This is a genomic window from Pseudoalteromonas sp. bablab_jr011 (assembly GCF_016464045.1).
In the GTDB taxonomy this organism is placed as follows: domain Bacteria; phylum Pseudomonadota; class Gammaproteobacteria; order Enterobacterales; family Alteromonadaceae; genus Pseudoalteromonas; species Pseudoalteromonas lipolytica.
The window spans coordinates 20,130-40,989 of the sequence record NZ_JACDWU010000320.1 but is presented as its reverse complement, the minus strand read 5'-3'; the positions used below and the strand labels follow the sequence as shown (position 1 = coordinate 40,989).

At 42.6% G+C, this 20,860-nt stretch carries 30 protein-coding genes; 16 read left to right on the top strand and 14 right to left on the bottom strand.

Annotated elements, in window-relative coordinates; genetic code table 11:
* Window positions 1-7: 7 nt before the first annotated feature.
* The 13 genes from JIG41_RS20980 to JIG41_RS20920 form a co-directional block, all read right to left on the bottom strand.
* Window positions 8-451: a hypothetical protein gene (locus JIG41_RS20980; protein WP_199525402.1), complete on the bottom strand. Its 444-nt coding sequence runs from the start codon at window positions 449-451 to the stop codon at window positions 8-10.
* A gap of 397 nt (window positions 452-848) precedes the next feature.
* Window positions 849-1,067, bottom strand: coding sequence for a hypothetical protein (locus tag JIG41_RS20975; protein WP_180311571.1), 219 nt, complete (start codon window positions 1,065-1,067; stop codon window positions 849-851).
* Window positions 1,064-1,258: a hypothetical protein gene (locus JIG41_RS20970; RefSeq protein ID WP_180311572.1), complete on the bottom strand. Its 195-nt coding sequence runs from the start codon at window positions 1,256-1,258 to the stop codon at window positions 1,064-1,066. Before JIG41_RS20970 ends, JIG41_RS20975 begins: the two co-directional genes overlap by 4 nt.
* Window positions 1,259-1,505: 247 nt before the next feature.
* Window positions 1,506-1,913 carry a Mor transcription activator family protein gene (locus tag JIG41_RS20965; RefSeq protein ID WP_063705226.1) on the bottom strand — a complete coding sequence of 136 codons (408 nt, stop codon included), beginning with the start codon at window positions 1,911-1,913 and terminating at the stop codon, window positions 1,506-1,508.
* Window positions 1,910-2,107, bottom strand: coding sequence for a hypothetical protein (locus JIG41_RS20960; RefSeq protein ID WP_199525401.1), 198 nt, complete (start codon window positions 2,105-2,107; stop codon window positions 1,910-1,912). The genes JIG41_RS20965 and JIG41_RS20960 overlap by 4 nt, the downstream gene beginning before the upstream one ends.
* The gene (locus JIG41_RS20955) at window positions 2,108-2,506 is read right to left on the bottom strand and encodes a phage protein GemA/Gp16 family protein (protein ID WP_199525400.1); all 399 of its coding nucleotides are present in this window, start codon (window positions 2,504-2,506) and stop codon (window positions 2,108-2,110) included. It lies immediately after the preceding gene.
* The gene (locus tag JIG41_RS20950; protein ID WP_063705220.1) at window positions 2,503-2,862 is read right to left on the bottom strand and encodes a hypothetical protein; all 360 of its coding nucleotides are present in this window, start codon (window positions 2,860-2,862) and stop codon (window positions 2,503-2,505) included. The genes JIG41_RS20955 and JIG41_RS20950 overlap by 4 nt, the downstream gene beginning before the upstream one ends.
* Window positions 2,863-2,898: 36 nt before the next feature.
* The gene (locus JIG41_RS20945; protein ID WP_199525399.1) at window positions 2,899-4,158 is read right to left on the bottom strand and encodes an AAA family ATPase; all 1,260 of its coding nucleotides are present in this window, start codon (window positions 4,156-4,158) and stop codon (window positions 2,899-2,901) included.
* Between the two features lie 4 nt (window positions 4,159-4,162).
* On the bottom strand, window positions 4,163-5,818 hold the full coding sequence (locus tag JIG41_RS20940; protein WP_199525398.1) for a Mu transposase C-terminal domain-containing protein: 1,656 nt from the start codon (window positions 5,816-5,818) through the stop codon (window positions 4,163-4,165).
* Window positions 5,818-6,735 (bottom strand): hypothetical protein, encoded by a 918-nt coding sequence (locus JIG41_RS20935; protein WP_199525397.1) that lies wholly within the window; start codon window positions 6,733-6,735, stop codon window positions 5,818-5,820. Before JIG41_RS20935 ends, JIG41_RS20940 begins: the two co-directional genes overlap by 1 nt.
* A complete protein-coding gene (locus JIG41_RS20930; RefSeq protein WP_199525396.1) occupies window positions 6,725-6,907 on the bottom strand; it encodes a hypothetical protein in 183 nt (60 codons plus the stop codon). The genes JIG41_RS20935 and JIG41_RS20930 overlap by 11 nt, the downstream gene beginning before the upstream one ends.
* A gap of 48 nt (window positions 6,908-6,955) precedes the next feature.
* The gene (locus tag JIG41_RS20925; protein WP_199525395.1) at window positions 6,956-7,405 is read right to left on the bottom strand and encodes a hypothetical protein; all 450 of its coding nucleotides are present in this window, start codon (window positions 7,403-7,405) and stop codon (window positions 6,956-6,958) included.
* Window positions 7,406-7,457: 52 nt separating this feature from the next.
* Window positions 7,458-7,721 (bottom strand): helix-turn-helix domain-containing protein, encoded by a 264-nt coding sequence (locus JIG41_RS20920; protein WP_199525394.1) that lies wholly within the window; start codon window positions 7,719-7,721, stop codon window positions 7,458-7,460.
* Between the two features lie 94 nt (window positions 7,722-7,815).
* Between JIG41_RS20920 and JIG41_RS20915 the strand changes: the two genes are divergently transcribed.
* On the top strand, window positions 7,816-8,529 hold the full coding sequence (locus JIG41_RS20915) for a LexA family transcriptional regulator (protein WP_199525393.1): 714 nt from the start codon (window positions 7,816-7,818) through the stop codon (window positions 8,527-8,529).
* Window positions 8,530-8,558: 29 nt separating this feature from the next.
* Window positions 8,559-9,533, top strand: coding sequence for a hypothetical protein (locus tag JIG41_RS20910; RefSeq protein ID WP_199525392.1), 975 nt, complete (start codon window positions 8,559-8,561; stop codon window positions 9,531-9,533).
* A 14-nt stretch (window positions 9,534-9,547) separates the two neighbouring features.
* Here the strand turns inward: JIG41_RS20910 and JIG41_RS20905 are convergent, their stop codons facing one another.
* Window positions 9,548-10,204: a hypothetical protein gene (locus tag JIG41_RS20905; protein ID WP_199525391.1), complete on the bottom strand. Its 657-nt coding sequence runs from the start codon at window positions 10,202-10,204 to the stop codon at window positions 9,548-9,550.
* Window positions 10,205-10,508: 304 nt separating this feature from the next.
* Here JIG41_RS20905 and JIG41_RS20900 point away from each other — a divergent pair, with 304 nt between their 5' ends.
* The 14 genes from JIG41_RS20900 (at window position 10,509) to JIG41_RS20835 (ending at window position 20,848) form a co-directional block, all read left to right on the top strand.
* Window positions 10,509-10,679, top strand: a complete 171-nt coding sequence (locus JIG41_RS20900) for a hypothetical protein (protein ID WP_199525390.1) — start codon at window positions 10,509-10,511, stop codon at window positions 10,677-10,679.
* A gap of 106 nt (window positions 10,680-10,785) precedes the next feature.
* On the top strand, window positions 10,786-11,268 hold the full coding sequence (locus JIG41_RS20895) for a hypothetical protein (RefSeq protein WP_199525389.1): 483 nt from the start codon (window positions 10,786-10,788) through the stop codon (window positions 11,266-11,268).
* A gap of 732 nt (window positions 11,269-12,000) precedes the next feature.
* Window positions 12,001-13,137: a hypothetical protein gene (locus JIG41_RS20890; protein WP_199525388.1), complete on the top strand. Its 1,137-nt coding sequence runs from the start codon at window positions 12,001-12,003 to the stop codon at window positions 13,135-13,137.
* 4 nt (window positions 13,138-13,141) lie between these two features.
* Window positions 13,142-13,537 (top strand): DUF2190 family protein, encoded by a 396-nt coding sequence (locus JIG41_RS20885; RefSeq protein WP_182396351.1) that lies wholly within the window; start codon window positions 13,142-13,144, stop codon window positions 13,535-13,537.
* A gap of 41 nt (window positions 13,538-13,578) precedes the next feature.
* Window positions 13,579-14,517: a capsid protein gene (locus JIG41_RS20880; RefSeq protein ID WP_199525387.1), complete on the top strand. Its 939-nt coding sequence runs from the start codon at window positions 13,579-13,581 to the stop codon at window positions 14,515-14,517.
* 75 nt (window positions 14,518-14,592) lie between these two features.
* A complete protein-coding gene (locus JIG41_RS20875) occupies window positions 14,593-15,060 on the top strand; it encodes a phage protein Gp36 family protein (protein WP_199525386.1) in 468 nt (155 codons plus the stop codon).
* A 2-nt stretch (window positions 15,061-15,062) separates the two neighbouring features.
* The gene (locus JIG41_RS20870) at window positions 15,063-15,485 is read left to right on the top strand and encodes a phage virion morphogenesis protein (protein WP_199525385.1); all 423 of its coding nucleotides are present in this window, start codon (window positions 15,063-15,065) and stop codon (window positions 15,483-15,485) included.
* Between the two features lie 22 nt (window positions 15,486-15,507).
* Complete coding sequence (locus JIG41_RS20865) at window positions 15,508-15,951, top strand: hypothetical protein (RefSeq protein ID WP_199525384.1); 444 nt, start codon at window positions 15,508-15,510, stop codon at window positions 15,949-15,951.
* Window positions 15,948-16,151 carry a hypothetical protein gene (locus JIG41_RS20860; RefSeq protein WP_199525383.1) on the top strand — a complete coding sequence of 68 codons (204 nt, stop codon included), beginning with the start codon at window positions 15,948-15,950 and terminating at the stop codon, window positions 16,149-16,151. Before JIG41_RS20865 ends, JIG41_RS20860 begins: the two co-directional genes overlap by 4 nt.
* Entirely contained in the window at window positions 16,148-17,044 is an 897-nt protein-coding gene (locus JIG41_RS20855) for a hypothetical protein (protein ID WP_206770834.1), read from the top strand. Before JIG41_RS20860 ends, JIG41_RS20855 begins: the two co-directional genes overlap by 4 nt.
* Window positions 17,045-17,048: 4 nt before the next feature.
* Window positions 17,049-17,231 (top strand): hypothetical protein, encoded by a 183-nt coding sequence (locus tag JIG41_RS20850; RefSeq protein ID WP_199525382.1) that lies wholly within the window; start codon window positions 17,049-17,051, stop codon window positions 17,229-17,231.
* Between the two features lie 8 nt (window positions 17,232-17,239).
* On the top strand, window positions 17,240-17,566 hold the full coding sequence (locus tag JIG41_RS20845; protein WP_199525381.1) for a hypothetical protein: 327 nt from the start codon (window positions 17,240-17,242) through the stop codon (window positions 17,564-17,566).
* A gap of 20 nt (window positions 17,567-17,586) precedes the next feature.
* Window positions 17,587-17,937 carry a hypothetical protein gene (locus tag JIG41_RS20840; RefSeq protein ID WP_199525380.1) on the top strand — a complete coding sequence of 117 codons (351 nt, stop codon included), beginning with the start codon at window positions 17,587-17,589 and terminating at the stop codon, window positions 17,935-17,937.
* Complete coding sequence (locus JIG41_RS20835; RefSeq protein ID WP_199525379.1) at window positions 17,897-20,848, top strand: tape measure protein; 2,952 nt, start codon at window positions 17,897-17,899, stop codon at window positions 20,846-20,848. The genes JIG41_RS20840 and JIG41_RS20835 overlap by 41 nt, the downstream gene beginning before the upstream one ends.
* The last annotated feature ends 12 nt before the right edge of the window (window positions 20,849-20,860 follow it).

Here is a 20,860-nt window from a genome sequence, read left to right as displayed (position 1 = left end):
GGTGTCCTTACGGGTAAAAAACTTTAATGCCGATCCACGTAGGTGTGCGAACATCGAAATGGAACCAATCCACATCGCCCTCGATGGCTGTGATGTAAGGAAATTCTTCAGGGTGAGCTAATACGTAATCACGTACTTGCTGAGCGCTGTAGTTTTCAAAACTACAATCAAAGCCTTTGCCTAGTTTGTGCTGGCTGCGCTTTGCGCCAATTTGGCAATCTAACGGTCTGTAACCACGTAAGTGGTTAGCACCACCCCATAGCCAGTTATTTACTGTGCATGGGCCAAACTTATCACGCAGCTTTTGCAGCATGCGTAAGGCTCTTTCATCAAAAAAATTTAAAAGAAAAAGGGGATCGTCTTTAAATAAATTAAAGATTTCTTCAGGCACTATTTCCTGAAATAAGAAACTAGGTGCAGTTGGGACTTTAACTCTTATTTTGGCCGCCATGTTGAGTCCTCAGATTAGTTAATCGTTGTTTAATTAGGACGTAACAGGCAGGCAAACGAGTTTTCCGCGTTGGCTTTTGGTTAGCTGGGTTTAATAGCTCTTTTACGCGTGTGCGTAGTGCTGGCAAATCTTTTAACGGGCAACGGCGTGATATAGCGATTTGCTCGTCTTTAGACTTGGCCGACACAATAAGCTGAGCTAATAACTCAATAAATGGCGCATGCACTGTTTTTGTCATGCGTTAAGTAAATCAATTTAGAGGGGGGCATTCCGCTGTAAAGTTTTTTTCAGCGTTGTATTTTGCGGGTGTCTTATTAGGTTAAAATGAAAAGGCTTGCCATTACAATAGGGGCAAGCCAATTAATTTAAATTAAGTTTAAACATGGTTTAAATACAATTAGAGTTGTTTGATACTGGCGTCCCAGTCACTGTAATCCGTATCGATAAAATCACTAGGTGAGCGGGTTACTTTAAGTTGTACTTGAATCTCTTCTTTACCACTTACTAATACCCCTAATGAAACCTCATTGTCTGCATAATCACCTGCAAACATATCACTTAAAAGCTCTTCTATGTTATCAACCGCTTTTTCGGCTATTTCTCTCGCTCCACTCATTTCTTACCCTTAATTTCTCTAAACGCTTCGTGATATTCGGCCATTAACCCTGTTGTTGTTAGGCCAAATAACTTGCGTTGGTTTATGTAGCGGTTTAATAGGTTTAAACCAAATTCAAGTTGCCACTGCTTTGGCTTTTTTCCTCCACTGAGTTGCAAAGCAGTGAGCAACACAAAGTTATTGTTTTGCATGACCAAGCGAAGGCGGAACTTGAGCGCGAACTTCGTCCTGTGTCGCTATCTTGAAAAAACCAGCACCACAATGCCAACAGGTAGACAATGTGTCCCATATAACACCTTTTGGTGGTTGTAAGGTTCTAAGCTCCTTACTGCAGCACGGGCATTTAAAAGTAATAACAGGGGTACCACGAGCCGATGCCTCGCTAAAATACTGCTCAGCTTAATTTTTCAAATCAGAAATAGATTCCATGATGATCCCCTATAAGCTTAAATTTAACTGTGTTTCGCCTACACGTTCTTGTTGATACGTGCTGTAAATACTGCTTACTTGCTGGCGCGTGATCTTAAAACGCTTTACCAGCTGCTGAATGCTGCAGGTTTTATTATCAAGCGCGTAGCAAATCTCTTGGTTGCGTATTTGCTGCAGTACTTTGTGCAGCATTGGCATTTGGTAATGCTTGTTTTCGTATTCATCAACCAGGGCTTGTACTAACTCAATACCAAAAATCTTAACGGCCTCATGGTTAGCTGTTGGCTTACGCGGTATATAAAACATTTGGCCCTGGTGTTCAGTAAGTAGCGCGATTGTTTTATCGACACCTAGAATTTCAACAAGCTTGCGCAAGCCATAAGGCAATGCGCGTAAATCTAACTCAGGTTTGTTCATGACTGTTCATCCCATAAGTAGTCAAGGCCATATTCTCGATCGATTGCGCGCTGTTGATGGTACGCTTCAACATCACGGCGAATACGGCACTTACGTTTGTCTTCAGCTTTAACTGGGCGCTTACTTTCCATCTCGCTATAAGGCTGTTTACGCGGGTTGATAGTGAAGTTCTGATAGTCTTGGTAATTAGCCATTTAAGCCCCCTGCTTTGCTTTGTGGCGCGCTAACCATTGTTTAAGTACTTCAATGATGTGCGGCCATTGCTGGGCGCTTTGGCTTAGCTTTTTACCTTGTAAGTGGTTTTCACAAAACGATTCACAAGCGCTTTTAGAGTCAACGTTAACTGCACCGGCTCTGTGTAATTGCCCCCACAGGCTATAAATCATTTTAAGCTGTGGTGGTAATTGCTTTTTCCCTGCGTTCGGGTTCATTGCACGGTAACGAGCAAGCAGCTGTTGTTGTTCGAGCTTTGTTAAACCAGTACACGTGTTAGTGCGTTGGTTAGAAATATACGCAACATTAAGTTGGTGGGTATCTTGATCGATACCCGCCGCCTTTTGCGCAATTTTGATTTGTTGGATCAAATTACTCACGCGCTTTCCTCCAACATTTGAATTTCAAAGTGAGGCGATGCCTCTAACGAGATAATCTTAATTCCCCAGTCTTTCATTCCTTCAGTAAAGATAAGCGGGAACTCGCGGCAAATTGTGTTAAAGCGGCGCGCGGTATGCGCTGGGCCATTCACCTCATGAACATGGTGAATGCTAAAAAGCTTATCTGCTGCAAGCGTGGCAAACGCTGCTTTAATATTGCCGTTGCATTTGTCGATTAGCTCACCTTGTGGGTCTTTCTTAGCTAAAAGAGCAAGCATTACTGCATTAGTCACTAAAGAGCTAAACGCAAGCTCAGCTGAATAACGCGGTGTGTTTAATTTGATTGAAAATGCCATGATTTAATCCTTCTTTAAATGGTGTTTAACTAACGTTTAAACTGCTGGTTTGTTTAGTACTGAACTGAAAATGCCATTGATAAGTAACTTATCGATCGCAACATCTGGTTTTTTGGCGGCATGGTTTAAAACATGCGGTAATAGGTTTTCTACTAACTCCCGGGCATTACCTTCAACACGCTTGTGAAGCCATTGCCACCAAGCTGCATCGTCACTTGCAAGCTTTATTGTTCCTTCAGTTAGCTCTATGAATAAGGTTTGAATATCTTCAACCGTTACTTGCCCGATTGGTTTAGGCCAAAAGCACACACGGCTGGCGATTAGTTCGTAGCGTTCTTGTGTTTGAAGTTTGTCGACTAATTGAATATTGCCTACGAGCGTTACACCCACAATGGCTTGGTCACTGATAGTTCGTAACGGGTCAAGCGCATTAGGTTTGCACTTATCGGCTTCGTCTAAGATGATCAGGCGGTCTGTATCACGCAGCGCCATGATAATCTTTTGCATGTTTTTGTAGGCGCTTGGGCAACGTGACAAGCCTAATGCCAGGATTAATTGATCGAGTACTTGTGTACTGCTGGTTTGTTCACTGCCGGCAATTAAAATGGCTTCTTTGTTATTGCGGCAATACTCGCTAATCCCTTTTGTTTTACCTAAACCCGCTTGGCCTGCAAACACACTAAAGCGGCGGCGCTGTCTTGCTTGGTCGCAAGCCATCGCAATAAGCTTAGAAGTGCTAGTAGGAATAAACGGTACCTTACCGTAAACAATACTGACCTGCTTACGTTCTTCAGGTTCTACTAGTTGTTTATCAGCTGATTGCTTTGGTTGTTCAAGTTCAGCAGGTTGTAAAATGCCCCAAATGTTGTGCAAATGTTTGCTTGGGTTTGCGTTATATTTGCCGTTAATCAGTTGGCTAATAGTTGCAGCACTTTTACCCATGCTGGCTGCAATACTCGCACTGGTAATGTTTTGGTCGCGGATTTCAGGCGATTGCAGGCGTAAACAAATGCGTGTGCATAAATCACGGTCAGCCTTTGAGTACGACTTGTTAAAGCCATTACGTTTCTGAATTTCATTGATGCTGGCATCGTTAAAAAGCTCTTGCCACAGTGCATCAATAATCTTTTGCGGGTTGATGGTGCATGTAAATGCCAGAGTTTCTTTAATTGACTGCAGTGCATAACCACAGGTTAATTTTTCAGGTGTTAAACCTAACGTCGACATTTCTTGGTTGATCAGCTCAACACGAAGTGTTTGCTCGTCTGAATAGGTAAATGGTGTTTTATATGTCATTGGTTTATTCCTTTTCATCACTTGTAACTGGGCTCAAAAGCTCTTCTAAACTAATCGGTTGCTCTTGCTTGATTGGTGCAGCGGTATAGTCAAAAATGTTCACTGGAACGTGTTTTTCTTCTATTGATTTAATTGGCTCTGCATATTGCTCAACTGCCTCAACATCAATAATTCGACCAGTTGCTTCTTGGGCACGGACTTCTTGAATTTTCTTTTGTAATCGGTTTTCACGGCCTGCTAAACGTTTAGCAACCGCTTCTTCAGCGCGTGATGTTGGTATCGCATGCGACTTGGTTTTAAGGTTGGCAACCATTAAGAACTCACCGTTTAACTTATAAAGCTTGGTGTAGGTGTCGTCTTGCATGTCGTATGCAGCTATAAGCTGTTGGCCATTAAACTGATGTAGGAAGTCACCTGAATAATCGCGCTTATGTAAGCGGAAGCGACCGCGACGAATATTTACTAATTCACGTGGTAGTACTACAAAATCAGATTCGAGTGGTGGTACACGTTCTAAACCTTCATCCCACACTTGCTGGCGTGTTTTACCCTTTATTTCTGGGTGTTCGCTATTGTGGTAGTCATTTAAAAATGCTTTAAACTCGGCCATCCACTCGTCTACAGTGGGTAGTTCACGCTTACCTTGCTGTGCTTCTTTAAGCATTAATCGTTTATGGCGATCATCGTGATGGCGGCCACAGTAAGTACTAAAACGTTTACCAACGCGGTCTTCCATGTGTAAGAAAAAGCGTTCTATCCACTTAGCTCGTGCATTGCCTGGTATTGCAAAAATTACGTCGATTTCGAACTGTGCATAAAAGCCAGTTGTTTCATCGTTCATTAATTTGTTTTTATAACCAGAGCCGTTATCTAAATAAAACATGGCGGGTACGTGGTTTAAGTCACGCATAGAACGGCTAATTGCTGTTAATGTATCTACTGCGTTCTCAGCAAAGCCCAGTTCCCAGCCAACGATGCAGCGGCTACCCACATCTTGAAACGCTGTAAGTTCTGCGCGGAAAGGTTTACCTGTTTTAGGGTGTGCTAAGTAAACATCAAGCGTATGGCCATCGCCGTTATATAAAACACCAGGCTTAATGTTTTCTGTTGAGCGCAATAAATGATCTTTATGCTTTTCACGGTACAACTTAGCACCCATACGGTACGGGCTTTGTGGGCCCAGTTCGTGCGGTAAGCCATTAATAAAACGGCGTACTTGATGGTGCTCTGCTTTGTAGCCCTCTTTATTTAGTTGATCAGCTACTTGCGCAAAGCTTGGGCTATTAGGGCTGTGGTAAAGCTCTAAACAACGTGCAAGCCAGCTGTATTGTGTTTGGGCTTTGCCTTTGTGGTTAGGTAATAGCCCAGGTAAACCTTGCTCTTTATATGCATTAAACCAGTTATACACAGTCGCGCGCGCTGGTAACTTGCCAAGTGCTTGCACGGCGTTTTGTACTAATGTAGGGGCAATGCCTTGGCGTACTTGCTCGGTTAGCGTATTAAACGCACCTGACAAGCCACTGTGCTGTTGTTTTAATAAATACACCACAATAGCAGCACGCGTTTGCGCGGTATTACGGGCTTTATTACTCGCACTGTTCCACGGTGATTCGACCTGTTGCACGGGTAAGTTTTTAAATTTGATCACGGCTGGGTGCATTATTTGTCTCCTTTGCGGGTGCTGTAACGGTCGCTGTATTGCGCCATCATGAATTCACGATTGGCTTGGGCGTCTTGCCATTCGTCTTCGCTAAAGGCAGGCAATGTTTCAGGGCCTGCAAAATGTTCGTCGCCAAATTCTGCCACCACACTCTTAAGCACCTTGGTAATGCGATGGTTTACACCTAGCCATAAGTGGTAAACAGTTTGTGCAGCTCCGATACGGGCATCAAGGTCAAGGTCGCGCTGTTGAATTAGCGCTTCAATTTCGCTTATGTTTTGCTCTAGCGATTCATTCACAATGCTTGAGTGGGCAAAAGCTTCTTTGCGTACTTGGGCGCACAAGGTGGGTATGCCATACATTTGCTTTGGCGCTTTATGTAAGCGTTCATTTTCAAGCGCGTTTATCAGCGTGGCATTTTGTTCTTCAATGTCTGTTTGCTTTTCTTTGAGTTTTTTAATCTCTTTTCTAAACTCACGTACAGATAACTCGTTAAGCGTTTCTAGGTCGTCTTCGTCTAGCGCTTCAACGGTTTCAACAGGTAAGCGTGCCATTTCAATCAGCTTGCTTTTGTTCATGTTCAAAAGCGCAGACGTCTGCGTTTTTGAATCAGGCAGCGCTAAAAACATTTTGGCTACAGCTATACAATTTTGTGTATTTCTAATTGCTATACCGTAACCTTTTAATTTATGTTCAAACTCACCGTGACCGAGGTGCATTTTTATCGATAAATAAAGTAGGCCGCGTTTAGCAGTATCAATTAGCGCTTGTTCTTCCATACGAACAACCAGTTGCCATGCTTCATCAACGGAATCAGGCATTACCAATTGAATGTGCCCTGCTATTTTCTCGATCTTTGCAGTAAGTTGCTGTTGTTCTTCTGGACTAAAAATTTGCTCTGCTAGATCAGTGTTCATAACGTGCTCCTAGCGTAGGTGCCAAGTACGTAACTTTGCCCGTTTTAAGGTGGGTTAATGCATTTAAAACTGGCCTAACAACCTGTTTTTTATTGTTCGTTAACACCATAACATCAGCCTCAACACTGATTTTTATCTGTTTTTTAGACGGTTCTTGGTCTTTGAGTGTCATTGTTTTAAGCCTTAATTGGGTTTTATATCGGGTGGTGTAATGGTGCTGTCATTCGTCGGTGGTGTTACTCAGTAACGACTCTGAAATGTAGCGCTGCATGGCGGCACGTTCTTCAATTTCCATTTGCAGCTCGGCATGTTGTTGCAGGAGTTGGGCGCGTTGATCCACGGCTTTATACAAAATGGGTTTAAGTAACACGTTAGCAGGCTCGGTTGAGCGCACCGCATAGCACAGCGCTGGTAAGTAATGCATGGGCATAAAGTGCGGCTGGCTTGGGGCTAACCACTTGTTTAGTTTTGCTTGGTCAACATCGCACTCTTGGGCACGTAGTGCATCATTCATACGGTCGGCAATAACTGGGCGGCTAAAGCCTGAGCGTTTCATGGCTGAACACACGCTGTGAATAAACAAGTTGTAGATATCGCAATCGGGCGCTACATCGGCCTCGAGTATGCTTTTAGTCAACTGATTTTGTTGGGCTTGGCTTAAATTCGTCATGGTAAAAATCTCTTACAAAATTACTTTGATTTACGCTGCGTTATTGCCGATGCTATTCACTGGCTAACAGTTCGCGTAGCGCTTGTATTTTTTTACTGCGGGTGTCTTTGTTTTTGGTGTAAGCAGGCACCCCCGGGAATACTTGCTCAACGGGTAGCTCAATAATTTTGGCGATAGCAGACGCTACTTTGTAAGAGGTGGTGTGTTGGTAAAGCACACTGCTGACATGAGACAGGTTTAACCCCAGTGCAGCAGCAAGGATCGACAGTGAATACCCTTTTTCGTCAAGGGCTTGTTTAATTTCGTCTGGTTTCATTGTAAAGTACCTTTTGGTTTACATTCCCTTTTATGTTCTTTGGCGAGATGAAAAGGGAATGTTTTTGTTAATGTGTGGTGAGGATAGGACATATATGTCTACATATCAACCCTTGCAAGACATAAATGTCTGCGAATTATTTAAAGAAGAACGTAACAGACTGAATTTAAGCCAAAAAAAAATTGCTGATTTTTTAGGGATGTCGTCAAAACAAGTTAGTAGATGGGAAAGCCAGATTGCAATACCAGCCGATAAGTTATCCTTATTAACTGAGCTGGGATTTGATGTTAACTACATAATTACAGGGAATAGCAGTAATTCTTTATCACTTATACCAAGTGAAAACAAAGCACTCCAACCCAGCCATACAGATTTAACGGTCGTGCCGCAATATGATTTGGCGGCCAGTGCGGGTGGCGGTGCATTGGTTGTTGCTGAGCACCCTATAGCCCGATTTGAACTGTCTAGCCGCTGGTTACAACAAAATAACTTACATAATAAAAAACTGACCGTTGTGCCTGTACGTGGTGACAGCATGGAACACACCCTGTATGACGGTGATTTAACGCTGGTATCACTGGTTGAAGACCCCACTGACGCCCGTGAGGGGGTATGCGTACTGCGTTTTGACGATGAAATTTTTGTAAAACGTATTCAGTACGATTTTAAAAGTAAAGGCTACAAAGTCACCAGCGACAACAGCGCCTACTCAGGCTTTTTTGTTGATGCAGATGATATTAGCGCCGGGCGCTTTAGTGTACTTGGTCGCGTAGAACGTGTGCTGCAACGCGCACGTAAAGTGGATTGATATAAGCAAAAATAACCAAGGATGGTTACATGAGCACAAAGCCAATAAACTACAAAAAAATCGGTAATTTCGAAACCTGTTATGAGCCTCATTTGCCTTTACCCTACGTTCATTACCCTACGCTATATGAGATATTTATAACGTATAGCGCTAGCCCTTACGGTGAGCAGTATCTGTGCGCTTGCCAAGAAAAAGCCGTTAGAGTTTATTTGCGCTTTAATTACTATGAAAATGATTGTGAGCTGCCAGCGGAATTAAGCTTAGGACAGTTAAACGCTGCTATAACAAAACATAATTTAAGGTATCACAGCGTATTATGGGCGCTTGAAAAGGTAAACTTTAAAGCTGATATTTGCCATTTGTGTAATGTAACAGTGCCCTATCGGCTATATTGCCACCCTATGTATGGCACCTTGCTTGAGCAACATTATGGCTGGTTTACAAAGTGTGCTGAGCTAAGCGAAGGTATTCAATTAGTTGAATGTGGCATTGAAGTCTATGCACAAGCGTTAAGAACAGAGTTGACGACGTTGTTAACGCCAATGGTTGTTGAGCTACCAGCTACTGGTAAGAAACGTTTTAGTTTAGAAACTGGTGATCGTGCAGTTATTAAAAAACTCATACAAAATGAAATTAGAGGTAAATTAGGTATTGGCACCAGCAAGGCTGAATCATTTAATGAAAAAATACTGCTTATGATGGTAAAAGCTTTGTTCGCAGACTATGAGATTTTAAGTAGAACTTGCCCGTCTTTTTTGAGTGGTTTGGAACTAGATATTTATATTCCTTCACTCCCATTAGCTATTGAATACCAAGGTAAGCAGCATTACAAAGCTATTAACTTTTTTGGTGGCGCTGATGCGTTGGATGCAGTGAAAAAACGAGATGCTAAAAAAGTACGACTATGCAAGAAGGAAGGTGTACCACTGGTAAAGTTTAATCACCGTGAAGTATTAAGTTGGGAATTGGTACAATATAAATTGGCTGATTGGTTAAGCCCCTAGTTAGGGGCTTGTTGTTAGTTGAAGTTTTTAGTCACTGTGTATGTGATTTTATTATTTGTTGCCTCATGAATGGTCATTCTTGATCCTTTATAGCCTATTTCGTTTCCTTCGTTTAAATCCATTTTAAAGTCCGTTGTGAACGCATCTCTAGCAAGGCCACCTGAGAATTCACGATACGTAAAGTTGAGCACTGAACCTGAACGCCCATTGTATTCTATAATCTGCTGTAAGTAGTTTGTTTGAATGACAAATTCATTTTCTGTATATGAGATTGACATTTCAGTGCTGTTATAGCAGCTCAATGGGCTTGCACATACTTCGTTTGACGCTGTATCATACTGAACATAGTTTGTATAACTTACGATCTCGCCAAAACCGCCTTTAGCAGCCACGGCTTGTTGATCTTCACTATAAAAATAGTTACGCCTTGTATCGCGTTGACAAAACTTACCTGCTTTTATCGTTGATTGATATCCGCTTGCCCCCCCAACAGTTACACAATTTGCATAATATCCTCTTGCTTGCATAAGCATTTTTTCACCTAAATAGGCGGTAGATTCTTTGCTAAGAGTTGGTATAGATACATCTTCATATTGGATGGCTGGACCACTTGTGCTTTTACAACCACCAAGAACTGCCACAACTGAGAGGGTTAAAAGTAGCTTTTTCATATGTTTCCTTTTTTGTTTTTAATCCTATTGGTTACATTATCGACAGCATTTTTATATGTAAAGGTTTTTCAATAATGGGTTTTTACCATGCTGAGTTATGGTGAATGGCTATAAATTTAACTTAGAGAAACCCTATGACTGAAAAAATAGTTTCAATATTGCTGATTGTTGCACTAATGCCATTTTGTTATTGGCTGAGTAAGACGGTTGTATATCTAGCCCTGTGTAAGCTATTTGGTGTTATTTATACTTATAAAGAAAAAGTGAACGGTGTTTTTGTAACAAGAAAAATCAGAGTAAAAAAATGATCAACTTACTTAAAAGGCTTTTTACATACCAAGCGTGTACAGATGAAATTAAAGTTACCGTTAACGGTAAGCGCTTTGTGGCTGATTTAGATTCGCTTGCGCAAAGCGAAGTAGTCAAACAGCAAGTTAGGCAAGCAAAGAGCTATGTTAACCCTAATAGATTTTAGTTTGTGTATGTAAAGGTTTTTCCCGCAGCAGGTGTTACCACCTATCGATATCTTAGACGCTCAATAACTCTATTTGTTTTAAACCCTATTAATTGAGCGGAGAAAGATGATGACTAACTTAACCTGGACAAAAGCTAAGCCAACACTACCAGGGCACTACTGGTTTAGAATGCTTGATACTGCATTTAGCGTACAAGAACCTCATGTTAGGCAAGTTGTAATTTTGGACGATGAGCTATTTATTACAGACCCTGATACTCATCCTGTTTCAGAACTTAGCGATGACTTTGAATTTGCTGGGCCAATTGATTTACCAGAAGAAACTGTAGTAACAGCTAAAAAAACAAAGCCCTTTGAGTTTGGTTATACAAGCCCAGGTTTGGATAACAGAGAACAAAATTTGGTAGCTCTTAAATTAATTAAAAACAACCGCGCATTGTTTGAAGAGTTGAGTACGCTTGATGCCCGAGAAGTATTAGAAAAGGCCAGCTTTTGGCTGACCTGTTTGGCTGGGGTTAATGCTAGTTCGTTTGACGAGATTGATTTAGCTTCTCGAGAATTTGCGAAGAACTACGATCAATTAAGTTAATAGCCTCACGTTCATAGTTTGTAACTATTTTTTTGCCATGTACTTTATCTTTGATTTCTAAAGTACTTGCCAATGTTAAAACTTGAGCAACATAAAGCTGCTCTAATAATTTATTATCCATAATTTACCTTTTTATGTTGGGTTAAGCCCTCTTAGTTTTTTGACTAAGGGGGCTTATTTTTTAGCACAGTTTTAAAAAAAAGGTAAAACGCCTGTAAGCGATTTTAAGGTGTGTGTTTTTGTGATTGGCTGTAATGGCTCGTGTTTAAATCGTTTAAACGCTCTCAGTTAAATTTAAACACGGTTTAAACTTGGTTTAATGAATATTTAAAGGTGTATTTAAGTTGGTATACCAATTTTACAAGATTTAACCCTTTCGTCCTCGCCTTGGCTCTTTTTTGTGAGCGCATTTATTTGAACAGTAAAAATAGCCATTTAACTTAATGGGTGTATAGAGTGGTGAATTACAAAACGTACATAACAAATATGCTTGAGCATGGCTGTCATACTCACAGTCAGAGCAATGATCATCTAGACATGATTGCTCTTTATTAGTAAGAGCTGTTTGATAACTTGAACAGTGGGCCATAAAAATTCCTTGCGACTTTTTTGATACCCGCTTAGCCTATATTAGTTACCCCATACCCTTAGCTGTAAAGTCTTTTCCAGCAGTCTCCCCTTTCTTTGATTCATAAACTAGGTGCCAGTTAATTCATTTTTGGCACTTACATCATGGCAAAGAAAGCAAGCACAAATACTCAGTTCGATTGGTTTGAAGTTTTTAAAGCTGGCACCCAAACAGACAGCAAAGGCAATACCCAAACTTTTAGTAACGCTGATTTAAATAGCGTTGTTACTAACTTCGCACCTAAAACCGCACCGCTTGTAATCGGCCACCCTAAAATGAATTCACCAGCATGGGGTTGGGCCAGTGAACTAAAAGCCGAAGACGGCGTACTTTACGCTAAAGCAGATGAAGTAAGCAGTGAGTTTGCTCAAGCTGTTGAAGATAAGCGCTACCCTAACCGCTCAGTTAAATTAGAAAAAGTCGAAAACGGCTACAAACTTGCCCACATTGGTTACTTAGGTGGCAAGCCCCCTGCTGTTGACGGTTTAGCCTGGCAATTTAACCAGGATGAAAATGCCGACACCCTTACCTTTGAATTTGCTGCCGGTGATATGGACAGTATATCGCTACGCACATCAAACACCCTCACACGCCTTATGGGCAATTTGCGCAACTTTATTACTGACCGTTTTGGTAGTGAAGCGGCAGATAAAGTTGTGCCCGAGTATGAATCAGAGTGGTTAAAAGAAGAAACCATTATTGCTGAACATGAGCGAGCCAAAGGTAACGCCGAATTTAGTAAAGGTGGCGATGATGACGCCACGCCCCCGACCAATGAGGACAATGCGATGGATGAAGAAGAAAAGAAAGCACTTCAAGACCAGCTTGATGCAGCCAATGCCAAGAACAAGCAACTTGAATACAACCAGCGTGTAACAGCCGCTAAAACGTTTATCAGTGACGAAGTTAACAGTGGCGATGCACCGCGCTTAACTAACACAGATGGCGTTGCTGAGTTTATGGCAAGCCTTGGCGATGGCGACACAACGTTTGAGTTCGCTGCAGCGGATGGCGAGAGCCAAACACTTAAACCAGCAGAATGGTTTAAGGGCTTTCTAAAAGGCTTACCAGAGCAAACTGGCTTAACCAGCGAGTTTAATAAAGATGATACAAGCGACGAAAACGGCAACGACACAGCTGAAACGCTTGCTGCTAAAGCGCTTGAGTATCAGCAATCACAATCTGACAAAGGCATTACGATTAGTATCTCGTCTGCGTTAGACCACATTAAGAAGGTATAAAACCATGGCGCAACCAGGATTTATTAGAAACTTTTCGGCTGTTTCAGCAATTGCAGCGAATCGCCTTGTAGTTGTATCAGCACTGGAAGATTTTCATGTTGTTGCTGCAACAGATGCAAGCGCGGTATTTGCTGGCGTAACAGAGCAAGGCACTGATAACCACCTTCGTGTTGATGTAGTGATGACACAAAGTGCCCCAGTTGAATTTGGTGGTGATATTGCAGCTGGTGACTTAATTGTTGCTGATGCTGAAGGTAAAGCCATTGCATTGGATTTGGCCGACTATGTAGGTGAAACCCAAATTCATGTTGCTGGCTGGGCAATGGAAACCGGCGATGCTGGCACCATTGGTGACATCTTTTTAGCGCCGCAACTCATTGCGACAATTCCAAGCGCGTAAGGCGCTTGGGTTAACTTAATTTCATAAAGTGAGGAATTGCCATGAGTAATGGTATGCCATTTACACCCGATACAGAGCAAACGGCCATTGCCATTGCTTATAAAAACAAAAAGCTAATTGCTGACCAATTAGCCCCCTATTCGCCTGTTGGTAAACGTGCATTTAAATGGACTGAGTACAATAAAGGCGACAAGTTTACGTTGCCAGATACTAAAATTGGCCGTAAATCGAGCCCAAATCAAGTTGAGTTCTCAGTTACCGAAAAAGAAAGCTCAGTTGTAGACCACGGCTTATCAGACGTTATCCCAAATGATGATGTGGATAACGCTCCTGCTAACTATAACCCGCGTACACATGCGGCTGAAAGCATCACCGATTTAGTGCTACTTGGCCGTGAGGTTCGTGTTGCAGAGCTGTTTAACACCGCATCGAACTTTGGTAAGTCTGAAAGTTTATCGGCTCAAGGCTTTAAATTCTTAGATGATCCAGCACTGGATATCTTGCCGTTCTTCCTTGAAATGCTTGATGAGCCATTGATGCGACCTAATGCAATGAATATGTCGCAAGCTGTTGCTACTAAAATTCGGACACATCCAAATATCGTTAAATCATTCAACGGTTCAAGTGGTGATAAAGGTTTAGTGCCTTGGAGCTGGATTTTAGAGCAGCTTGAACTAGAGCATATTAATGTTGGTCAAGCTCGTTTAAACACAGCTAAAAAAGGTAAAGACGTTAACTTAAAACGTGCCTTTGCTGACAACTTATCGTTTACCTATCACGACCCGCTTGCGTCGTTCCAAAATCAACGAATGACATTTGCTTTGACTGCACGTTATGGCTCGCGTGTTTCTTCTAACCGTGATGTGGCTGCAGGCTTAAATGGTGGTGTAGAAGTCATGGTAGGTGAAGCAGTTAAAGAAGTCGTGATTGCAAAAGACTGCGGCATCTTGCTAACCAATGTACTAAAACCTGCAGGTTAACTTTAACGCGTTGTTCCCTGATAAAGCCCCCAGTTCCGACTAGCTCGGGGGCTTTTTTTACTAACTGAGGCATACATGTTTACGACAACTCAAACAGTTATCGACAAAATTGGCATTAATGTGCTGTTGCAATTTGTATCTGCAAAATTTGCAGAGCCAGGTGCATACCCTACCCGTGACGATGTAGAAACGGCGTTACTGGGTGAGCCTGAAACAGAGTTGCAACAGCAGATTGCTGCTTGGTACAGCGAAGTACAAAAAGACGTTAACGCCACTATTACGGGCTTTGTAGCGCGTTTTAAGTTAACACAAGACGATATTAACACGTCGGTTTTGCCAGGCATTGCGATTGACTTAATGCACTGCGAATTGGCAACCAATATCGCCGACGAACACCTTAAAGAACTGAATAAAAAGGCCATGGCCCTATTAGATAAGGTTAGTAAAGGTGTGATCCAAATTAAGGAAGATGCGCCTGCAGGCTCAAGAACTGGGATGCGAACAAAATCTGCAGGCTCTCAATTTGACTGGGACAGGTACTAACGATGGCTGGGGTATTTATCGATATATCGGGTAATGCACTGCCTCGCTTGATGAAAATTGCAACAACCAGTGAAAGAGCTACCGATGTATTGGACGATATCGGCGCATTTTTAGACATGGACGTCACCACCCGCTTTTTACGTGAAATGACACCTGAAGGGCGTAAGTGGGAACAGTCACAGGCTGCAAAAGACCGTGGCGGTTTAACACTAACCGATACGCGCAGCTTAGCTGGCTCTGTTACACACAACGTAAGCTACAACACGTTAGTACATGGCCTGGGTGAAAAGTATGCCGCCATACACCACTTTGGTGGTGAAACAGGACGCAATAAAAACGTGAAGCTGCCTGCTCGGCCAATACTTGGCATAGCAGCAATACAAGAAACAGAAATTAACGACATCGTTGAAGACTGGTTAATTTAAAGTGAGTTTAAAGAGGGTTTAAATGTCATTTAACTTTGATTTAAACAAGGTCGAAACCGTCCTTAAACAATCTGCAATTAGAGCAACGCTTGGCTTTTCGAGTGACTTTAACGAAGTAAGAAAACGTGCGGTGCATAGTTCGCAACTATTTGTTTTGCCCCTTGCTGAAGATAACCAGAACACAAACCAAGTACCAGGGCTTGATGAATACCAGGTGCATGAAACATTTGCAGTGATGATTGTTATTCCTTGCCTTACAGGCAACGCAACCAGTAATGCCGAAATTAAAGAGTTAAGAGGCCAAGTGAAAGAAGCCATAGCCGGTTGCCAGTTTCAAGGATGGGACCCGATTAAGCTAGATAAAGGCCGCACTGTTGAGCTTAACAAAGAAACAAACAACTTAATTTATCAGTGCCAGTTCAGTGTAACTGGTATTCATACCGTAACTGTGAAGGTGATGCCATGAGCAAACAAACCGAATCGCAATCGACAAAACCAGCACCAGAAAAAGGCGTTGTTATTACACAGCCTAAAGTGTCTCGTGCTATGGCCATTGCGAACAATGTAAACAAGGTACTTTCAAGTAATAAGGCCGCTCGAACCGAACTGGCTGGTGCGTTTAACTTGAAAGATGGCGAGTTAATTAAAGTGGAGGTTAAATCATGAGCTGGCGCTTTAAAGATAAACTAATTTTAGCAGATGCCCTAGGCACCACACTCACAGGCATGCATGCAATTTATGCAAGTGAAGTTGAACTTGCCATCGAGAACGAAAGCGAAAAAGACGAGCTTGAAACAAGCTACAGCGGTGCAAGCCTAGAAACGTTTTACGGTGAGCACATAAGCCTTAACTTTAAAACCCCCTTAGCCATGAGTGGCGTTGCAGGTAATGAGCCTGCCTTTGCGCCCCTATTACTTGCCTGTGGCATGGTGCAAGTAGCTGATGCTACAAGTGTGACGTTTACCAAAGGTGCCGCTGTTGCAGTTAAATGCCTGGTTCGCTTTGGTAAGAACACGCATGAAATAAGCGAAATGAAAGGTAATGTGAGCTTACAACTTGAAAAAGGTAAGCCAATGCTGAATTGGCAGTTTAAAGGCTTATTTAGTGCGCCTATTGCAAGTGCAGCTGCGCCTGTAGTGGATTGGGCGAGATGGGTTCGCCCTGAAGTACTTGGTGTAAGTAATAGCTCTGATTTTAAGTTAAATGATGTGAAGCGAACCCTACACAAGCTGACCGTTGATTTGGGTAATAACGTGGTATTTGACCGTGCCATTAACCACGAAGAAATTATGATCACCGGTCATGAAAGCAGTGCCAACTTTACGCTTACAGCTGAAGAACTGGCCAGCTTCAACCCCTTCGATGATGTTGGCAAAGTACAGATGTTTGAATTTACACACGGTACAGCTGCAGGTAAAAAAGTCACCATTATTGGCCGTTATCAAATGCCACCACCTAAATACACAAGCCTTGACTCTGAATTAACCGGCTATGAGTTTGATGGAAAGCTAGTACCCAGTGGTGCGGGTTACGATGAATTAAACATCGTATTTGAGTAATACCATGCGTTTTCAAGCCGTCAACGTCACAAATATCGACACAGGGAATGTTGAATTTTACACGGTCATTGCAAAGCCAAAGGGAAAAGCGCCAAGTTACTGCAAAGATAGCAGTGGCATTCTTGAATTTAGTAGTCATAAAGCCGCAAAGGATGAGGCTAAACGACTGACTAATGCATATAAGTGAACTTAAAAATGAAATTAAAACTTTTAGATGAATTGAAAAACACATCAGCTGAAGCGCCTTTAAATTTTACCTTTGCGGGGGTGCAGTTCAAATTCACAGCGAAAATTAAAATTGTTGATGAACAAACGCTTGAAGAACTTACTAGCAAACAAGGCGCGAATGATAAGGAAATTGTTCGTGACTTACTTATTGGCTGGGATGAGTTTGTTGATGAAGGTAAGCAAGTACCCTTTGCAACTGACACACTTGAAGAAATGCTTGCGTATCCAGGCATAACTGCACGGTTAAGTGTTGAGTGCATTAACGCGCAATACCGTGTACAGGAAAAAAACTAAACGATGTTGCTAGGTGGTTTGTGGGCGACCTAGCAGCACAAAGCCAAACATTAGATGACGACGAAGCCCATTTTGGTGCACCTGTTAAAGCTGCGCCTAAAAACGACAAAGACGACACATTATTTGTATTGCCGGCTAACCACGTTGCAGTAATCGCTATAACCACCGCATCGAGTCAATGGCAGTTAGATAATAATGGGATTGAGTTTGCCCTTGATTATGCCAGGGCTGATATTGCATGGCGCTATGCAAACATAACACTTACCCCACCCGACTTTGACAAAGTACAAACCCTTGAGCGCACCATAATTGGATTGATAAGGCGACCTGATGAGCAACAACTTGAATTTGGCGTTACGCTTAAGTTATGACGGCAAAGCTGTTACTGCAGGTGCTCGCCAGAACGTAAATGAACTAAACCGAATTAACCAGGCTGTACAACGCCAAAGTGCAGCCAACCAACAATTAGGTGTAAGCCAAGCGGCTGTGATGCGTCAACAAGGCGCAATGACACGCCAGCTCGGTTTAATGAATACGGCTTACGGCCAATTAGGTGCAACGCTCACTACCCTTGTGAGTATTGGTACCGCGACGATGTTTGTACGTGATACCGGTGCTGCACAACTTCTCGATACCCGCCTAAAGGGGTTAACGAGCTCAGTGCGTGAATATGAAAAGGTGCAAGCCTATTTATTTGAAACAGCTGACAGATTAAACACCGGTTACACCACCCTAGCCGATTCATACAGTAAAATATTAACGCTTCAAGATGCGGGTGTAGTTACCCAAGAGCAAGGTATAGCGATACTTGAAGGCATGGCCAATGCGGCTGCAAAAACAGGCGCAAGTAATGTACAGCTTGGGCAAAGCTTGTTTGGTATGACGCAAGGTATGACAGCGGGTGTATTACGCGCTGAAGAGTTAAACCAGGTTACTGAGCCTATGCCTGGCTTATTACAAAAACTCGATAAAGCAGCAGGTAAAGCCGCTGGCGGTTTTAGACAAATGGTGAACGATGGCCAAGTAACTAGCCAGATGTTTAAAAACTATTTGATCAAAGCACTTGAAGATTATGCGGGTGCAGCTGAAGCGACCGAAGGCAAGATAAACGCAAGCTTTGCTGAAATGGGTAATGAATACCAGCGCTTAATTCGTAAATATGAAGAGCCAGTCAACTTTGCTGTTACCAGTGTTGTGGACAGTATAACGGACACGATGGCGTATTTACGCGAGAACGAAGAGGTTGTAGACGACTTAGTATTTGCTACAGGCGCATTAGCAACGGTTCTAGCTGGGCGTTTAGTGTCAAGCCTAGCTACTAGCGCGCAAGGATATATTGCAAATGTAGCCGCAAAGAATCAGGCAATACTTGCTGATGCTGCTCTAGCTAAGCAAGCCAAAATTAATGCGATTGCTGAGCGCGAACGTGCCTTGTATGAAAATGCAGCGGCAAAACGTCAGTTAGTTTCTGCATCAACTGCAGGGACACGTGCAGCGGCCATTACACGCTTAGCAGCAACGAACAATAGAGCCGCTGCATCTGAAGCTAACCTTGCTGCAGCGACAAATTCTTATACTGTAGCTGCAACTAGAGCAACTGTTGCATCACGTGGTTTAAGTGTTGCCATGGGGTTTTTAGGTGGCCCTGTTGGTGTGATCATGACCGCTGGCCTTGCCCTCGCCTATTTTGCGAGTCAAAGCGACACATCAAGTAAAGCAGCAAAAAAGCTTGAAACTAACCTTTATGATCTATCTACTGCTTTTGACACACTTGCGAATAAAAAAGCCACTACACAGCTACGCAACAATCAAAATGAAATCAGTAAATACAGTAAAAATATTGAAGATGCCTATAGCAAAATAGCTGATTTAAAAGCGCAACAAGACCAAGCACCAACTGGGCGTGCTGCCTCTGCCTATAGCCGTCAAATTAGAAGTTTAGAGTCGTACATTGATAAGCAAACCGAGTTACGCGCTAAGTTAATGGACACGGCTACAGAGATTGCAAACTTTGAAAAGAACTTAAGCGAGATTAAGTGGACCGCACCTAAGTCAGATCAACCTGAATCAGCAACAGAATTACCAGAGAATATTAAGCGGTTGCAAGAGCGCTTGGCGGGTGAGGAAGCAAGGCTGAAGATCAGTTACGACAAACAGCGCCAAATGGTGATCACTGCCCGTGAAAACGATGTTGCTAATAAAGCAAAATATGATGCCATTCTTAAACAGTTAGATACAAAGTACTCTGACGATGTACAAGCGTTAGTCGAAAAGCGTGAAGCAGAAAAAACTCGTATTCAAAACCAAGCGGAAGAAAAGCGAAAAAATGACTTACGCAGAGATCTAGATAATCGTATAGCAATTATTAAAGGGTTTGCAGATAGAGAGCAATTAGCGGCCTATAATAATGAGCTACGTGTTGAGCAAGCAAGGCAACAAGCACGAGTTGATGCAAAACGCCGCGCTACTCTAGGTTTGGCTGCTAACGATGACAGTGGCGAGCTGCAATACAACGCTGATAATCAAATTCGTGATCTTGAACGTCAAACTGAATTAAATGCAGCAGCCGGCTATTTCAGCCAACGTGAAGCCGATGAAGCTGCGCACCAGGAGCGTTTATTTCAGATTAAGAACCGCTATGCCGGTGCCTTACAAAGTAACATTGTTGCTTTTGCTAATTTTGAAAAACAAACCGAAGCAGACAAAGCACAGGCCATTGTTGGCTTAGGCGCTGCTACTTTCAAAAGCATGGCTGGCCAAAGCAAAAAGGCATTTAAAGCTTACAAAGCCTTTGCTATTGCGCAAGCTGTTATAAATACCTATCAAAGTGCCACGGGTGCATTTACATCACTTGCATCCATTCCTATTGTTGGCCCTGTACTGGGTGGTATCGCCGCAGCTGCTGCAATTATGCAAGGTATGCAGCAAGTAAGACAAATTAAAGCACAACAACCAGCAGGTATTGCACACGGTGGTTTAGATTACGTACCAAATGAATCAACCTATGTATTACAACGCGGTGAGCGTGTATTAAGCCCTAAACAAAACACTGAAATTAGCCAAATGGCACGCCGCTATAACGCAGGAACTGCTGCAGCTAATGATTCAGTTAGTCGTGGTATTACGTTAAGCATTACAAACCAAATTAACGTACAAGGCTCAGCAAATGAACAAAGTGCTCAGCTTATTGGCCAAGACATTGCGCGTGAAGTGGTTGGTGTTGTTGTAGCGAACATTCAAAGTAATGGTGCAATTATTCGCTCTATACGCGGAGCTGCTTAGTTGTTAAGTGAT

Coding starts and splice junctions, on each gene's coding strand:
- JIG41_RS20950 (WP_063705220.1), bottom strand. CDS start 2,862: ATGGCATTTTCAATCAAATTAAACACACCGCGTTATTCAGCTGAGCTT.
- JIG41_RS20855 (WP_206770834.1), top strand. CDS start 16,148: ATGAGCTGGCGCTTTAAAGATAAACTAATTTTAGCAGATGCCCTAGGC.
- JIG41_RS20975 (WP_180311571.1), bottom strand. CDS start 1,067: ATGAGTGGAGCGAGAGAAATAGCCGAAAAAGCGGTTGATAACATAGAA.
- JIG41_RS20920 (WP_199525394.1), bottom strand. CDS start 7,721: ATGAAACCAGACGAAATTAAACAAGCCCTTGACGAAAAAGGGTATTCA.
- JIG41_RS20890 (WP_199525388.1), top strand. CDS start 12,001: ATGGCAAAGAAAGCAAGCACAAATACTCAGTTCGATTGGTTTGAAGTT.
- JIG41_RS20850 (WP_199525382.1), top strand. CDS start 17,049: ATGCGTTTTCAAGCCGTCAACGTCACAAATATCGACACAGGGAATGTT.
- JIG41_RS20945 (WP_199525399.1), bottom strand. CDS start 4,158: ATGACATATAAAACACCATTTACCTATTCAGACGAGCAAACACTTCGT.
- JIG41_RS20895 (WP_199525389.1), top strand. CDS start 10,786: ATGATGACTAACTTAACCTGGACAAAAGCTAAGCCAACACTACCAGGG.
- JIG41_RS20940 (WP_199525398.1), bottom strand. CDS start 5,818: ATGCACCCAGCCGTGATCAAATTTAAAAACTTACCCGTGCAACAGGTC.
- JIG41_RS20935 (WP_199525397.1), bottom strand. CDS start 6,735: ATGAACACTGATCTAGCAGAGCAAATTTTTAGTCCAGAAGAACAACAG.
- JIG41_RS20925 (WP_199525395.1), bottom strand. CDS start 7,405: ATGACGAATTTAAGCCAAGCCCAACAAAATCAGTTGACTAAAAGCATA.
- JIG41_RS20970 (WP_180311572.1), bottom strand. CDS start 1,258: ATGCAAAACAATAACTTTGTGTTGCTCACTGCTTTGCAACTCAGTGGA.
- JIG41_RS20905 (WP_199525391.1), bottom strand. CDS start 10,204: ATGAAAAAGCTACTTTTAACCCTCTCAGTTGTGGCAGTTCTTGGTGGT.
- JIG41_RS20835 (WP_199525379.1), top strand. CDS start 17,897: ATGAGCAACAACTTGAATTTGGCGTTACGCTTAAGTTATGACGGCAAA.
- JIG41_RS20960 (WP_199525401.1), bottom strand. CDS start 2,107: ATGGCTAATTACCAAGACTATCAGAACTTCACTATCAACCCGCGTAAA.
- JIG41_RS20930 (WP_199525396.1), bottom strand. CDS start 6,907: ATGACACTCAAAGACCAAGAACCGTCTAAAAAACAGATAAAAATCAGT.
- JIG41_RS20860 (WP_199525383.1), top strand. CDS start 15,948: ATGAGCAAACAAACCGAATCGCAATCGACAAAACCAGCACCAGAAAAA.
- JIG41_RS20875 (WP_199525386.1), top strand. CDS start 14,593: ATGTTTACGACAACTCAAACAGTTATCGACAAAATTGGCATTAATGTG.
- JIG41_RS20885 (WP_182396351.1), top strand. CDS start 13,142: ATGGCGCAACCAGGATTTATTAGAAACTTTTCGGCTGTTTCAGCAATT.
- JIG41_RS20980 (WP_199525402.1), bottom strand. CDS start 451: ATGGCGGCCAAAATAAGAGTTAAAGTCCCAACTGCACCTAGTTTCTTA.
- JIG41_RS20865 (WP_199525384.1), top strand. CDS start 15,508: ATGTCATTTAACTTTGATTTAAACAAGGTCGAAACCGTCCTTAAACAA.
- JIG41_RS20910 (WP_199525392.1), top strand. CDS start 8,559: ATGAGCACAAAGCCAATAAACTACAAAAAAATCGGTAATTTCGAAACC.
- JIG41_RS20900 (WP_199525390.1), top strand. CDS start 10,509: ATGATCAACTTACTTAAAAGGCTTTTTACATACCAAGCGTGTACAGAT.
- JIG41_RS20880 (WP_199525387.1), top strand. CDS start 13,579: ATGAGTAATGGTATGCCATTTACACCCGATACAGAGCAAACGGCCATT.
- JIG41_RS20915 (WP_199525393.1), top strand. CDS start 7,816: ATGTCTACATATCAACCCTTGCAAGACATAAATGTCTGCGAATTATTT.
- JIG41_RS20845 (WP_199525381.1), top strand. CDS start 17,240: ATGAAATTAAAACTTTTAGATGAATTGAAAAACACATCAGCTGAAGCG.
- JIG41_RS20965 (WP_063705226.1), bottom strand. CDS start 1,913: ATGAACAAACCTGAGTTAGATTTACGCGCATTGCCTTATGGCTTGCGC.
- JIG41_RS20870 (WP_199525385.1), top strand. CDS start 15,063: ATGGCTGGGGTATTTATCGATATATCGGGTAATGCACTGCCTCGCTTG.